General features: G+C 38.6%; 13 protein-coding genes and 2 pseudogenes. 4 read left to right on the top strand and 11 right to left on the bottom strand.

Translation table 11 applies throughout. The annotated features are described in order from the left end of the window. Nucleotides 1-79 precede the first annotated feature (79 nt). The 4 genes and pseudogenes from miaE (KAN5_RS02715) to KAN5_RS02700 all read right to left on the bottom strand — a co-directional run. A pseudogene (gene miaE, locus KAN5_RS02715) lies at nucleotides 80-736 on the bottom strand (tRNA isopentenyl-2-thiomethyl-A-37 hydroxylase MiaE); the annotation flags it as partial. 51 nt (nucleotides 737-787) lie between these two features. Further along, nucleotides 788-1,732: a DUF4435 domain-containing protein gene (locus tag KAN5_RS02710; protein WP_244390400.1), complete on the bottom strand. Its 945-nt coding sequence runs from the start codon at nucleotides 1,730-1,732 to the stop codon at nucleotides 788-790. Further along, on the bottom strand, nucleotides 1,732-3,069 hold the full coding sequence (locus KAN5_RS02705; protein WP_244390399.1) for an AAA family ATPase: 1,338 nt from the start codon (nucleotides 3,067-3,069) through the stop codon (nucleotides 1,732-1,734). Before KAN5_RS02705 ends, KAN5_RS02710 begins: the two co-directional genes overlap by 1 nt. A gap of 265 nt (nucleotides 3,070-3,334) precedes the next feature. Then, nucleotides 3,335-4,018, bottom strand: coding sequence for a hypothetical protein (locus KAN5_RS02700; RefSeq protein ID WP_244390398.1), 684 nt, complete (start codon nucleotides 4,016-4,018; stop codon nucleotides 3,335-3,337). A gap of 235 nt (nucleotides 4,019-4,253) precedes the next feature. Here KAN5_RS02700 and KAN5_RS02695 point away from each other — a divergent pair, with 235 nt between their 5' ends. From KAN5_RS02695 to KAN5_RS02685, 3 genes are all read left to right on the top strand, one after another. Continuing rightward, entirely contained in the window at nucleotides 4,254-4,700 is a 447-nt protein-coding gene (locus KAN5_RS02695; protein WP_244390396.1) for a hypothetical protein, read from the top strand. Between the two features lie 154 nt (nucleotides 4,701-4,854). Then, nucleotides 4,855-5,649 (top strand): MobV family relaxase, encoded by a 795-nt coding sequence (gene mobV, locus KAN5_RS02690; protein ID WP_244390395.1) that lies wholly within the window; start codon nucleotides 4,855-4,857, stop codon nucleotides 5,647-5,649. A gap of 136 nt (nucleotides 5,650-5,785) precedes the next feature. Further along, complete coding sequence (locus KAN5_RS02685) at nucleotides 5,786-6,019, top strand: hypothetical protein (RefSeq protein WP_244390393.1); 234 nt, start codon at nucleotides 5,786-5,788, stop codon at nucleotides 6,017-6,019. 89 nt (nucleotides 6,020-6,108) lie between these two features. Here KAN5_RS02685 and miaE (KAN5_RS02680) read toward each other — a convergent pair whose 3' ends face one another. The 3 genes and pseudogenes from miaE (KAN5_RS02680) to miaE (KAN5_RS02670) form a co-directional block, all read right to left on the bottom strand. Next, nucleotides 6,109-6,882: a tRNA isopentenyl-2-thiomethyl-A-37 hydroxylase MiaE gene (gene miaE / locus KAN5_RS02680; RefSeq protein WP_244390391.1), complete on the bottom strand. Its 774-nt coding sequence runs from the start codon at nucleotides 6,880-6,882 to the stop codon at nucleotides 6,109-6,111. Nucleotides 6,883-6,886: 4 nt separating this feature from the next. Beyond that, nucleotides 6,887-8,572 (bottom strand): recombinase family protein, encoded by a 1,686-nt coding sequence (locus KAN5_RS02675; RefSeq protein WP_244390389.1) that lies wholly within the window; start codon nucleotides 8,570-8,572, stop codon nucleotides 6,887-6,889. 60 nt (nucleotides 8,573-8,632) lie between these two features. Further along, a pseudogene (gene miaE / locus KAN5_RS02670) lies at nucleotides 8,633-8,761 on the bottom strand (tRNA isopentenyl-2-thiomethyl-A-37 hydroxylase MiaE); the annotation flags it as partial. 211 nt (nucleotides 8,762-8,972) lie between these two features. Between miaE (KAN5_RS02670) and KAN5_RS02665 the strand changes: the two are divergent. Beyond that, nucleotides 8,973-9,572, top strand: a complete 600-nt coding sequence (locus KAN5_RS02665) for a Yip1 family protein (RefSeq protein WP_016710224.1) — start codon at nucleotides 8,973-8,975, stop codon at nucleotides 9,570-9,572. A 125-nt stretch (nucleotides 9,573-9,697) separates the two neighbouring features. Here the strand turns inward: KAN5_RS02665 and purF are convergent, their stop codons facing one another. The 4 genes from purF to folC form a co-directional block, all read right to left on the bottom strand. Further along, nucleotides 9,698-11,224 carry an amidophosphoribosyltransferase gene (purF, locus tag KAN5_RS02660; RefSeq protein WP_016710223.1) on the bottom strand — a complete coding sequence of 509 codons (1,527 nt, stop codon included), beginning with the start codon at nucleotides 11,222-11,224 and terminating at the stop codon, nucleotides 9,698-9,700. An 18-nt stretch (nucleotides 11,225-11,242) separates the two neighbouring features. After that, nucleotides 11,243-11,737 (bottom strand): CvpA family protein, encoded by a 495-nt coding sequence (locus KAN5_RS02655; protein WP_016710222.1) that lies wholly within the window; start codon nucleotides 11,735-11,737, stop codon nucleotides 11,243-11,245. A 61-nt stretch (nucleotides 11,738-11,798) separates the two neighbouring features. Next, nucleotides 11,799-12,434, bottom strand: coding sequence for an SPOR domain-containing protein (locus KAN5_RS02650; RefSeq protein ID WP_138554621.1), 636 nt, complete (start codon nucleotides 12,432-12,434; stop codon nucleotides 11,799-11,801). 11 nt (nucleotides 12,435-12,445) lie between these two features. Then, on the bottom strand, nucleotides 12,446-13,711 hold the full coding sequence (folC, locus tag KAN5_RS02645) for a bifunctional tetrahydrofolate synthase/dihydrofolate synthase (RefSeq protein ID WP_244390387.1): 1,266 nt from the start codon (nucleotides 13,709-13,711) through the stop codon (nucleotides 12,446-12,448). Between the last annotated feature and the right edge of the window lie 10 nt (nucleotides 13,712-13,721).

Genomic DNA, 13,721 nt, shown 5'->3' with positions numbered 1-13,721 from the left:
TTAATTGGCTATTGCTAACGTTGCCTGCCATTTAAACTCGAGTTAATACAGCACTCTTATAAGCTGCCTCTTTAAATAATTAAGAAAAACCAGGTACACCTGAGTGGAACTTAAAATCAGTATCAGAAGTTGTAATTAGCTCACGCTCTTTTTCAGCAAAAAATTCAACTCGCTCACTAATATCAAAACCAGCAATTTCTTGAGCAAGCGTTAGATAGTCTTGGAAATGGCGCGCTTCTGAGCGAAGTAATGAGATATAAAAATCGCCTAAGCGTTTATCTACATGGGGCGCAAGCTTTGCAAAACGTTCACACGAGCGCGCCTCGATGTAAGCACCCACTATGAGCTTATCTACTAGCGCATCAGGCTCAAAGGTTTTTACATGCCTGAGCATGCCTTTAGCGTAACGACACGGAGTAATACTTTGATACTCAACACCGTATTCATCCATAATTTCTAATACTTGATAAAAATGGTGCAACTCTTCTTTGATCAGCATCACCATCTTATCAACCAAATCTTGCCCATAAGCTGAATCAGATTTTGGGATCACGGCTTTAGTCAGTTTATTTTTCGCCGCAAGATCGCGCCAATTCCCTTCCCGCTTATAAATAAGTGTTTCAAATGGTTTAAGCCACTCAAGCAATGCGTCACTGCTATCTTTATCAACGGCATATTTACGAATCAAAAACATTGCCGACTGCGCAGCCTTAAGCTCGCACAATGTAAATATGTGCAAGTATAAAATAAAAAAATAATAGGTTGCTCAATGCAACCTATTACTCCATCACGCTGCTAGTTGCTGTGCTGTAATATCTAAGAACCTATTTAAGCACTCCGGTACATCGGCATATTGCGACAATTCTGATATACAATTATCTTTAGACAAATTGAGACTAACCCTTGCTTTTTTCGAAAAAAGCGTTGGAGAAGCTGATACGCGATCTTCTCTCAGCTTAGTTAAAAATAACCTAAAAAACTCTAATTGCTGTTTACCTCGATAGGCATTAACTACATTAGTGCTAGTTAATGTTTCATCAGCTTCATTTACAGCCTTACTACATAGCAGAAGATTATCATAGTCTTTAAATAAGTCTTGGGGCTTATCAGTGTAGATACGCTTCACTTCACTAATTGATACATCAATCAGAGAGCTTATTTTTATACCTTGAACATTTAATGTCCTTGGAGCTTCTCCTCTATATTCCATAAGTCGATGTGCTTTAACCCAACAATTAAACTTATGTATTGCGTTGTTATGTTCATGAAAACGATTATTAAATGCTTCTACACATTTAGTGTAGTCACCAGAATTTTCATTAAATTCAGTTACATTGAATTCGCAAGCTAAAACTCTTTTAAAAACTGATTCATTAACATAGTTATTTTCTATTGAATAACCATTTGTAACGTAAATTTTCTCAGGTTCAGGATTTACAAAGCTATATTGAAAATCTTTATCTATGAAACATCGATAATTCGCATTGCGATATATATGATGAACCGAAATTAATTCATATAAATCAAGAACAACTTTACGACCACCTGAATTGATTCCATTCCAGCGATTTTCTCCAATTTTTAAGTTGATCCTTGGAGCAAAATACTTCTCATCTTGACCTTCAAAAACACAAATCAAATTGTCTTTAAATTTAGAATGAATTCTCGTGAATTCTAAGAATTTCACAGAATGTGAGCCGCCTTGCTCCTGCATAGAAGTAACTCTATCCATTATAACTCCTTAATATAATGTCCTAAGTCTACTGTTTGCGAAGCTAAGTCATTCTCAAAAATAAATGGGGAATGTGTAGTGGTGAACAAAAATGAACATTTACCAGAATTCAAGATGTCTGGTAACAATGTTTTCTGCCATTCTAAAGAAAGCGATAGTTCAGGTTCATCAAAAAATAGCGCTAAGTTTGTTTCTCGCTTTAGATATAAGCGAGCAAACAATGAAATAATTTGTTTTTCACCAGAAGATAAGTTTTCAAGATCAACAGTTTTTCCATTTTTCCTTCTTACAATTTTAATTGTTACGCTACTTTCATCATAATCAACTTTCTTATCGACTAAATATCTATTACAAACTACGCTGAAATCTTGAATTGCCTTATCATTGTCTTTTTGCTGCGCGTATACTTTTACTAAGTTGGATATAAAGTACACTAGAGGCTCATGCCCTGTTAATATTTCTTTTGAATCAACTAACTCTATAATTTTAGCTTTATCTGAATTATCAATGTTATTGCCAATTCGGTCTAAAACTATTTTCAAGGCAGCTCCATCAATGTTGCTTCTAGAATCTTCATCTAACTTGAATCCATCAACCAATTGACTCAACATTTCACCATTAATTTTAGAAAACCATTCAACTGAAGATGATTTTATCTCTTCGGTAATTTCATCAAACCTTTTACTTACATCCTTCATTCCAAAATTAATAGAATAATCTTCTAGAATTTCGTCTTGCTCTATATCAGCTAATTCTTCAAACTGTTGCTCAACCCTTCTATATGTCGGCAAGTAGACAATATTTAATCCAAAGTTATCTCTTATTTGAGATAACTTTTCTTTACCTTCAACAAAATCCTTAAAATCAGTTCTTGAACTTGATATATCGCTCATAATGCTTAGCAACTGAGCAGAATGAAGATCTGCTCTTTTAGTTACATATCGAAAGATATGACTCGTTTGAAATGCCTTTTTGGGCAGTGAGAAATATGCTTCTAATAGCTTTAATGTCTTATCTTCCCCACATTTTCTAGCTAAATAATCAAATATGCCGTGTGAACGCTTATTTTCGTTAAAATCTTGCAAAGATATTTTAAGTTCATTTGCTTGCAAAACGTATTCTTTACCGTTTTGAAAGTCAATCTCAATACTTTCAAAGTCAATCTCTTTAAGCTTTGACAGGTCTCCTGACAAAAGTGAAAAAAGTCCATTTAAAACTGTGGTCTTACCATAGCCATTTTCGGCTACTAAAACTTTAACATTGCTATTAAAGTCAATCTCCACATCCCTTTCACCATATAGATTGCGAATAGCAAACCTTTTAATGATCGCTTCCATAAATTCTCTTAATCTCCTTGCTTAGTTGGTGTCCATTATTAAATAAATAGTAGTAATAGCTTTGTTTTCAACATTATCAAAATTTTCTATCAATGTCTCAGGTTCATGACTTCTAAAGCAAAACTAAAGTCTGTTTTACATATTGGCCGATTATTAGCGTGTAGTAGTTAGGGTAGGAGGACCTCTATTAACTGACGGTTCAAACACTAAAAAGTATTCCCTCACCAGAATTATGGGCTGATATGAATTCAATACAACTAAAAGCTTAACTACTGTTTTTTATATAGTTTGAAACGGTTTGTCTACTAACACCAACAACTCCAGCAATATCCTTGTAAGTCATATTAGGAAATTCTTTATTGAGTAAAATTGCATGCTCCTTGGGAGTGGTGCGCTCAATTGTCTGAAGACACAAGCTATTACGCTTTAATTGGACTTCAAAGTGCTCGACTAAGGAGTTCAAGCGTTGAATCTCTTCATCTTTTTTTGCTAGTGTCCCTACTATGATTGCCCAGCTCTTCAACAAGTTAAAAAATGAACGGTAATCAGTACACCGAAGCAATTTCCTCTGTTTAAACAGGCGGTATTTTAATAAGAGCATAAAATGATAATTTGAATCCAATTCAAGCCGATGTAGTATTCTCTTTACCTGCTCAGCCAATGGGGCAAATCGAATAACCTTTTGGCACCAATTTTCATCTTTTTGGAATTTCTCCGCGCCAGCCCCAAATAGTTTGGTTGCTGGAACAGGTTGTTCTAGAACATAGCTGATAAGGTAATACAGTTGCTCATCACTGAGCTTTTCACCTCCCTTGCCTTCTCGTTCAGCTTTTTCTTTCTTCAAGTATCGAATATTAGCAATAATTGCCAATTTTCTAGTTGTAAGTTTACTTAGCTCACTAAATTGTGCTCTCAGCTCATCATCAATACTGTTTGTAAATTCTTCCATATCAAATCCACGTATTCCATTACGATATGTAAAGATTCTAACACAAAGACCAATATCGGTAATTTTTACCCTTATAAATATTAAATTAATTAGTGAACGATTGAGGTGGGTAAATTTCAGTACAGAGTTTAGACGACTCAACGTGAGAGACTACCAGTATATTTATTTCGACCTATTGGCGTTGAGTTAGCCAAAAAATGTTACAATAGTATTTAAGAGCACAAGGAGAAAAGCTATGGATAGCGTATACATTGAAATTGAATTCATCTCAATTTTTGCAAACCTCGACAATACACTTACAGTTAGAATTGATGACACCCTAAAGTTCAGATTAAACTTGGAAACGACCAACGATGTAGTATCCCTAGACTTAAAAGTCACGGAATCCAAAGACTTTAACTTCGATAAAGGTACAAAGCTTGTAAATGGCAACGCTACCCTTAAAGCTATTCCTGTTGACTTAACTCTAGCACAAGCGGCTTTCTGGAGAAATGATTCACTAAGCGGATCAATCTGCCACCCTGTTATGGATAATGACATCATTTTCAAAGCCAAAATCCATAAAAAGAAAATCAAATTTCCGAGCGTGCCCAGCACTCGCACGAATAAAGATGCAGCAAGTTCGACAAACGAACATGAGAGTTTAATAGACTCCATTTGCGCACGTCCCAATAGATATTAACCCACCGCGAAGCGACATTTTGACGAGTTATGCGAAGCGTTACTCTTGTAAAATTGTGGAGTGGGTGCACAATTTACAATTGTGTTCGACATTGTCTATAGACAATGTCGCTGATGCTTCCGCATTTCAATGGAAATTATCTAAGGGTGATAACATGGATGAAAGCAGCAATGACAAGTGTATTTTCAGGATCACGAAGATCAACGAACAAAGGCAATTACGTGCAGCCCTTGCACATAATCTTCGGCTTGAAAATACTCCAAATATAAATACAGGGCTTTCTCACAGCAATATCCACGCTAAAGGCTGTTCAACAATAGACGCATGTATGAAACGTTATGAGAGCTCTATTGAAGGCCTTAAAATTCGTAAAAACGCGGTGTTAGCTCATGAGGTCATAATTACAGGCTCACCAGATCATATGAACAAATTAACCAAGCTGGAGCACATAGAATATTTTAATGCGGCAGCGCGTTGGCTTATAGAATTGCACGGTGGCAAATTATCAAATTTACTCAGTTTTTCAGTGCATTATGACGAATCAACGGTTCACGCCCACATCCTACTTGTACCCAAGATAAACAATAAACTCAACAGCAGAGCCATAATAGGTGGCGCAAGAGGCAGGCTAAGTGAATTACAAACAGAGTTTTATGAAAGAGTTGCCAAAAGATTCGGGTTCACTAGAGGTGTAAAGAACAGCCGTGCTAAACATGAACACTACAGTGAGTTGAAAAACCTGAGAAGTAATTTAAGAACAACAGCTAATAGCTTGGCGCTAGCAAAGATTGAACACGCAAAAATCATAGACGAATTGGATAATAGTAAAAGAGTACTAACGCATGTTCAGAACGAACTAAAACAGATTCGGCGTCTAGAGTATACTGCACTCAAAGCAAGGATCGCTCAATTAGAGCAAAATATCTCCCGTACTTATCGGACTCGCTAAAAAATTTACAAAAGCAAACATTTTTAGCATAGATGACGGTCGCTCCTTAGAAAGTATGATACAATTTTTGACGTACATTTTAAGGCTCTATGATAGAGCTTATATTGATAATATCTAACGCTAAGGAGAGCATGAGATGAAATTATCTGTTACCCACCACGTAGAATCCGTTCTTAATGAAAAAGGACTAGATAAGTCTTATATCATTGATAAGTTAAGTCGTTTTAGTAACGCTAAAACTAATCAGGAAGCGCTGGCAATGTCACGATTTCTTGACCCAGAAGGCCGTGCAATGCTAGCTAGTCGATTGAAAATCAATGAGCGCGATCTAAACGGTTTTTATAACGTAATTGACCACTATCGTTGGTAGTAACCTACCCAGAAAGTTTTATCTGTAAAAGTATAGCCAAATCAAATCAATACTTTGGCTATATTTTTGAGTGAAATTTTCAACATGAGCTAACTATTCGTTGGCCTACCAGAGTGAAATTTAAAGTCTTCATCTGGGGTTGAAATTAACTCAGCTTCAAGCTGACCAAAGAACTCAACACGCTCAGTGATATCAAACTCACTGATTTCTTGCGCAAGGGTTAAATAATCTTGGTAATGACGCGCTTCAGAGCGCAGTAGTGATATATAAAAATCACCTAAGCGCTTATCAACATGCGGAGCTAATTTAGCAAAGCGCTCACATGAGCGGGCTTCGATGTAAGCGCCGATAATTAGCTTATCTACTAAAGCATCTGGCTCATAGGTTTTGACGTGACGTAACATACCTTTTGCATAGCGACATGGAGTAATGCTTTTATACTCGATCTCGTACTCATCCATAATTTCAAGTACTTGATAGAAGTGGTGCAACTCCTCTTTTATCAGTGTCACCATTTTATCGATAAGCTCTTGACCATAAGGCGTATTTGACTTTGGTATCATCGACTTGGACAGTTTATTCTTATTAGCTAACTCTCGCCAATTCCCCTCACGCTTATAGATAAATGTTTCGAACGGCTTTAACCATTCAAGTAGCGCATCACCACTAGCTTTATCTACAGCATACTTTCTGATTAAAAACATTGCTGATTGCGCCGCTTTCAATTCACAGATCAAATGGTCCAACAATATGATCGACAAATTAGCGCTTTTCTTCGCCTCATTTACCCACTCTAGTGGAGTTTCACACTTAAGAAACTCATTTATTGGTTGCAATAACGCGTTGTAGTTTTCAAAATTCATTCAATTACTCATTTACTTTAAAAGTGAAATTAGTCCCGCTTTGTTCATTTATTTTCAAATTATGCATCATTGCTGCAATATCACTTGGCTGTAGCTCTTTATTACGTCTTGGGTGGAGTAACTTTTCTACAGTCCAATCTTGGCTTCTAACTTCACCGCTAGATTGCTCGGCACTATAAAACTTCTTACTCCCTTGAAATGTATATGCGTAACTCAATCGCTTCCGATCGTACTTAACATAATGCAACGAAGCCAGTTCCGTATCACTATCTGGATCTTTAAAACTAAGTATCTTGTCTTTTAAGCAAATTTTAAAGCCGATTCTATTTAGCTCTAGATTATACTCTGTAGGCTTTTCTACTGAAAGTTGATAGATCTCTTGTGATATGCTTGTTAAGGACTTTTGGGCAGATATTTTTCCATGTATTTCTGACAAAGCTTTTTCATGAGTATCAATCTCATCTTGCAAGTCATCCATAATAGATAAAGTAGCTATTGCGCTCTTACCAGCATCAGTACGCTCTTTATACAGAGATTTAGCTTCAGCCAATGCTAATCTAAGTTTTTTAATTTCTTGATGAATTTTAACTTGTTCTAATTCGTAGCCGTTTAAACGCTTGTTGTCAGACATCATTGCCAATATCACTGGCTCTACATAAATAAGGAAAAAATGATATGCGACTACATAGGGGAATGTTGTCGATGATTCACAATATTCGCCCCCCGACCTCTGTTTCCTGCTACACCTAAGCAAAGGAAGCGAGCCTTTAGTCTGCTGAATACTCATTCCACTGCCACAGTGACCACATTTAACCATACCATGTAACGGCCAAATCCTATTCTCCCTAACACTGGTATATAGACGTTCATCATGAATTCTCTGTGCGCTATAAAAAGTAGCCTCATCCACCACTGGTTCATAAAGAGTTTCACCATAAACCTTACCAATACATTTCTCATTTTTTAGAATTCGAATAATTTTAGTTGGGTTCACATTTATCAGTGGTTTAATATCGCCATACTTTGCTCGTAATTTACGCTCGATGACTACTTGACCATCACCTGAGGCATGCAACTTGAATAGATCTCGAACTACAGGAGCAAACTCATTCAATGTGCCATCACTATTCAACCAAAATGGCATTTTCATTTTAGGAGGGATTTGATGCTTCTTGGCCAAGTCTTCCCTTCGCTCCCAAGATCCCTTTACCTTTTTTGAGCGCCACTTAGACTCTTCATGAGCTTTTTCTATTTCTATAATGAGAGAAATACGCAGCTTGGAATCATTGACCGCCTCTGGCGGGTAATAATTATTCCCTCTCGCGGTAACGATTGAAACTCCGTGCTTCCAAATTTTTTTAATCAAATCCTCTGATTCATCAATGTCCATTCGCGTCAATCGTGAGAAGTGTTCAACTAGGATGATTGAGCCCCTTTCAACCAAGCCTGATTCTATTGCCTTGACCAATCGACCTAAAGAACCATCTTCCACGTGCTTTCCGGTGTATGCGGAAATACCAGCATCAATTAGTGGCTGATCATCAAGCTCAACAACCACACATTTCGGATGGCGGCTAAGCCATTCTTTTTGCGCTTCGCCCTGACGAAAAAGAGAGCTATTTCCTTCTTGCCTAGAAGAACTAAAACGTTGGTATAAATATACGTTCCCTGACAAATTACTCGTATCCATTACAAACTCCTATGTGCTACATTGCTGATTATATCATAACTTGCACATATTATCTGTTTGCTCACAAATCAGATGATCAATTAAAATAACCGTGAGGTTTTCCTTTTTAACGGCTTCCTCAATCCATGCTTGAGGTGTTTCGCAAATAAGAAACTCATTGATTGGTTGTAAAAGTTGGCTGTATGGCACGGGTTAAGCTGCTCATTAAAATTAAATTCATCGAACGATTATTTTACCACGAAACCATCGAGAGAATAAAACCAAGCTAAATTTTAATGTGATTATGCCTATATACTTTTCACAGAGCGGTTGCTTGACAAGGCCCCACAACTGAACCATAACTTAATACAAGCTGTATAAAAATAAAACAGCGTCTACTTCCTTTTATGGGGCACACACTATGATATTAAACCATTTATGGGGCATTTATGCCCACCCGCTCGAAGAGTGGCAAACCATAGATAACCGTCACGAAAGTTTGACGTATAGCCTTTCACATATATTGTTGATAGCGCTGTTTCCGTCAGTAATGGGTTATTACTCATCTGTTTATTTAGGTTGGAGTATAGGTACTGGTGATCCAGTATTTTTAACCCACGATAGTGCAATATTGATTGCAGCTGCAATGTACGCCGCACTCATTGTTGGTGTATTTGCATTGGCTTATTTAGCGCATTGGATGGCAGTTACTTTTGGTGCCGAGCCAACATTCACCCAAACCCTAGAGCTTGCAGCCTATACTTCAACACCGGTGTTTATGTCTGCGTTAGCAGCGTTTTGGCCGGAGTTGTGGTTTGTTGTATGCGCAGGTATTGTTGCTTTAGCTTACTCAGTTTATTTATTGTACACAGGAGTGCCTATTTTAATGCATATACCGCAAGAGCGCGGCTTTATTTACGCAAGCTCAGTAGTAACTTGTGGATTAATTTTACTGGTGATTATTTTAGCGGTCACCGCAATGCTTTGGACTAATGGTATTGTCAGCCCAACTTTTACATAAATATAGGATAAATGCGTTTAAAAAGTTCAGTGAGTTGTATTAAAAAGTAGTGTTATTATTTCTTTCCTTCATAAAAAAGGAGCTTAATTTAGCTCCTTTTTTTATATCTTGAATTTAACTATTTGTTAATCTGAACCATTTTCTTCTTGGTTATGTAACTCTAAACCAGAAGACATCGCACTTTCACGGCTACTTTTTGCTGAATCATTACGTAGCTGCTCGATCCGATTTAAATAATCTTGATCAATGCCGCCGGTAATATATTGACCATCAAATACTGACGTTTCAAATCGCGTGATCTCAGGATTCTCTTGCGATACTGCAGCAATTAAATCAGTCAATGATTGGAAGATCAAACCATCAGAACCAATACTTGCGTTAATGTCTTCAACTTCACGGCCATGAGCAATTAGCTCCGCAGCAGATGGCATATCGATACCATACACATTCGGGAAGCGGATTTCTGGAGCAGCAGAAGCAAAGTAAACATTTTTAGCACCAGACTCGCGAGCCATTTCAACGATTTGAGCAGATGTAGTACCACGTACAATTGAGTCATCTACTAACAATACGTTTTTACCTTTAAACTCACGGTCAATCGCATTAAGCTTTTGACGTACCGACTTTTTACGCATTTCTTGGCCAGGCATGATAAACGTGCGGCCAATATAACGGTTTTTAACAAAACCTTGGCGGTATGGTAGTTCCAGTACACGGGCAATTTCTAATGCTACATCGCACGATGTTTCAGGGATTGGGATAACGACATCGATATCTTTATCTGCCCATTCACGTGCAATTTTTTCACCTAATTTAGTGCCCATATTAACGCGAGTCGCGTAAACAGACATGCGGTCAATATTTGAATCAGGACGCGCAAAATATACAAACTCGAAAATACACGGTGAATACGAGGCCTTTTCTGCACATGTTTGTGAGAAGAACTCGCCTGCTTCAGTCACGTAAATTGCTTCGCCTGGAGCTACATCACGAACAAACTCAAAGCCATCAGTTTTAAGTGCAACGCTCTCCGACGCAAACATATATTCTGTCCCCTGAGCTGTATCACGCTTACCAAATACTAATGGACGAATGCCATTTGGATCACGAAAGGCAACAATACCGTGACCAATAATCATCGCAATAGTGGCATAGCCGCCCTGCACTTTATTGATTACTTCTGTAATGCCGTTAAAAATATCTTCAGGATCAAGCTTAAGTTTATTCGGTTTACTTAATTCATGGGCCATGATGTTAAGTAAAATTTCTGAATCTGAGGTTGTGTTAACGTGGCGACGAGCTTCGCAGAACAATTGCTCTTTAAGCTGCTCAGCATTAGTTAAATTACCATTGTGCGCTAAAGCAATACCAAACGGTGAGTTAACATAGAACGGCTGTGCTTCTGACGAACTAGACGAGCCAGCAGTCGGATAGCGCACATGACCGATACCAATAGTACCTTGTAAGCGCTTCATATGACGGGTGTGAAATACATCTTTCACTAAGCCATTTGCTTTACGTAAACTAAAGGTGTTGTTTTCAATGGTAATGATGCCCGCAGCATCTTGGCCACGGTGTTGCAAAACAGTTAAGCCATCATAAATCGCCTGATTTACAGGAGATGTTCCGACTATTCCAACGATACCACACATGAAATTTTTCCTCGCCGATTAACGGTTGACCGAATTTAAGAAGCTTGAATTGTTTTCGAGGTATGAAAAAAACCACTCAACAACAAAGCCAAATTCTGGGATCAAAATAGAGTTACCCCACCAGTGCGTATTAGGTGCACCAGTAAAAGCATCAAGAAAGAAGAGTAACGCGCTCACGACCAACACGCCACGAAGTGCACCAAAGACAATGCCAAAGACACGGTCAGTGCCAGATAAGCCGGTACGATGTACCAGTTCACCCAAAAGGTAGTTTAACAATCCGCCTAACAATAGCGTCGCAAAGAATAATATGGCAATGGCCGCTGCATTTCTTAAAAGGGGTTCAGAAATACTGGTTAGAAAGGAAGCTAAATATTGGTAAAACAAACTAGAGATGATAAATGCGCCAGCCCACACGGCCAAAGACATTGCTTCTTTGATAAAGCCACGAATTAAACCGATAATAGTAGACAGTGCAATAATGCCAAGAATGGCGTAATCAACCCAGATCATATGAACCAACTAGTCGTTAATTTGGGGCGCATTCTATAAGAGGTCGACACTAAATGCCAGATCATTTTGTTACTTCAAATTGGGTAACTTTACCATTGAGTTTAGTAAGCGCTTTTAATTCAGGGAGTTTACTCTCAAGCTCTGCTTTATTTAGCGACGGACCCACAAAAACTTTGGTTAAAGTACCATTCGGTGTTTTCACTGGACGAGTAAACGTTTTAAACCCTTTGTCACTGAGTTTCGCTTGTAATGATTTAACATTCGCAGCATGTGAGAAGCTTCCAAGCTGGATCACATACGCCATTTTCGATAAGTTCTCTTCAGGTTTACGAGCTGGTTCTGGCTGCTTTTCAACTGGTTGCGCTTTAGCTACAACAGCTTCTTGCTCTGTTGATGCTTCAACCATTACTTGCTCTGCGGATGTTGACTCCACGGCGACCTCAGCGGCACTGGTGAGCAGTTCATCATCCGCTGAGATATCTTCCTCGGCTTCTGCTGTTGGCTGTTGAGCATTAGCCACTTGATCATTAATTGCCTCTTGGAGATCGATGGTTTTGAACTCAGGGCGGTCAGGGATGGCTTTAAAGCCTTCTTTGTAATGTACTTTTTCGCCATCAAGAATGTTAGGAATAAACACGATAGCTGCAATCACCACAATACTTGTGCCGACCAAACGATTTATAAAGCCTGAGTTCACCAGATTCCTCTCTATTTTTTCCAATAATTAATGGCAGCTGCTACGGTAAAAAAGGAGCCGAATACAATCAAAATCGATTGCTCATCTAGCTGAGGCAACACCGTATCTAACGCGTCATCAACACTTTGATATTGTTCAATCCGCGCGTGCGTTTGCACTTGCTCCATTGATTTAGCTAGGTTTTCTACTTTATCGCCACGAAAGCAAGTTAGTCCAGCTAAATACCAAGTATCAACGACTGAGTTCAGTTCATTTAATACAGCCACTTTATCTTTATCAGCCAGCATAGCGACTAACGCATGAACTTTAAAGCCTTGATCTTGTAGCTGAGCTAACTTTTTAGCTAAATAGCGTGCAGATTCAGGATTATGCGCAACATCAGTATAGACCAAAGGCTCACGACTTAGTTGCTGAAAACGACCTTCAACGACTAAATTAGTTAAACAGTCACGGATCATTGTCTCATCCGGTAATAAGTTTAACACGGCTAATGTAGTCAGCGCTGTTGCCACGTTTTGACACGGAATGGCTGGCTTTGAAAGTTCAAGTTGCTGCCCTTGATACTGCCAACTAAACGTGTGTTCATACTCAGCAAAGTTAAACTGCTGCCCTGATAAATACATGTCAGCACTTATTTGCCGCCCGTAATCAGTCACTGTGTGGGGTATATTTAAATCGCCGACAATAGCTGGGGTGCCTGCTCTAAAAATACCAGCTTTATCATAACCCACTAATTCGCGGGTATCACCTAGGTATTCTTTGTGATCTAAATCGATGGTGGTAATTACACTTGCATAAGGTGTGACTATGTTGGTTGCGTCAAAACGCCCACCCAGCCCCACTTCTAACAACACATAATCCACAGCGTGACGCTTAAAAATAGCCAGCGCGCCAAGTGTACCATATTCAAAATAAGTCAGTGGTGTGTCGCCACGCCCCTGCTCTAATAAATCAAATGCATCAATATGAAATTGATCATCAAGCTCTGCGCCGTTTATTCGTACGCGTTCGTTATAACGGATCAAGTGCGGAGATGCATACGTACCTACGCTGTAGCCTTGTGCTAATAATAGCGACTCTAAACAGCGGGCTGTGGTGCCTTTACCGTTAGTACCACCAATCAGAATGATTTTACTTGAAGTGTGTAATAAACCAATGTTGTTAGCAACGTCGGCTACGCGTTCAAGGCCCATGGCAATATTTGCAGGGTGAACACTTTCTAAATAACAAAGCCAATCATCAAGGCTTGATGATTGGCTAGGAATGTTTTTTGTCATAGCGTGTAAT

The organism is Pseudoalteromonas sp. KAN5, assembly GCF_022846535.1.
Classification (GTDB): Bacteria; Pseudomonadota; Gammaproteobacteria; order Enterobacterales; family Alteromonadaceae; genus Pseudoalteromonas; species Pseudoalteromonas haloplanktis.
Note: the sequence above shows the minus strand (reverse complement) of the source record. Positions and strands in the feature narration are given on the sequence as shown.

Coding starts and splice junctions, on each gene's coding strand:
- KAN5_RS02705 (WP_244390399.1), bottom strand. CDS start 3,069: ATGGAAGCGATCATTAAAAGGTTTGCTATTCGCAATCTATATGGTGAA.
- purF (WP_016710223.1), bottom strand. CDS start 11,224: ATGTGTGGTATCGTTGGAATAGTCGGAACATCTCCTGTAAATCAGGCG.
- KAN5_RS02695 (WP_244390396.1), top strand. CDS start 4,254: ATGGATAGCGTATACATTGAAATTGAATTCATCTCAATTTTTGCAAAC.
- KAN5_RS02700 (WP_244390398.1), bottom strand. CDS start 4,018: ATGGAAGAATTTACAAACAGTATTGATGATGAGCTGAGAGCACAATTT.
- miaE (WP_244390391.1), bottom strand. CDS start 6,882: ATGAATTTTGAAAACTACAACGCGTTATTGCAACCAATAAATGAGTTT.
- KAN5_RS02685 (WP_244390393.1), top strand. CDS start 5,786: ATGAAATTATCTGTTACCCACCACGTAGAATCCGTTCTTAATGAAAAA.
- KAN5_RS02665 (WP_016710224.1), top strand. CDS start 8,973: ATGATATTAAACCATTTATGGGGCATTTATGCCCACCCGCTCGAAGAG.
- KAN5_RS02655 (WP_016710222.1), bottom strand. CDS start 11,737: ATGATCTGGGTTGATTACGCCATTCTTGGCATTATTGCACTGTCTACT.
- mobV (WP_244390395.1), top strand. CDS start 4,855: ATGGATGAAAGCAGCAATGACAAGTGTATTTTCAGGATCACGAAGATC.
- KAN5_RS02710 (WP_244390400.1), bottom strand. CDS start 1,732: ATGGATAGAGTTACTTCTATGCAGGAGCAAGGCGGCTCACATTCTGTG.
- folC (WP_244390387.1), bottom strand. CDS start 13,711: ATGACAAAAAACATTCCTAGCCAATCATCAAGCCTTGATGATTGGCTT.
- KAN5_RS02675 (WP_244390389.1), bottom strand. CDS start 8,572: ATGGATACGAGTAATTTGTCAGGGAACGTATATTTATACCAACGTTTT.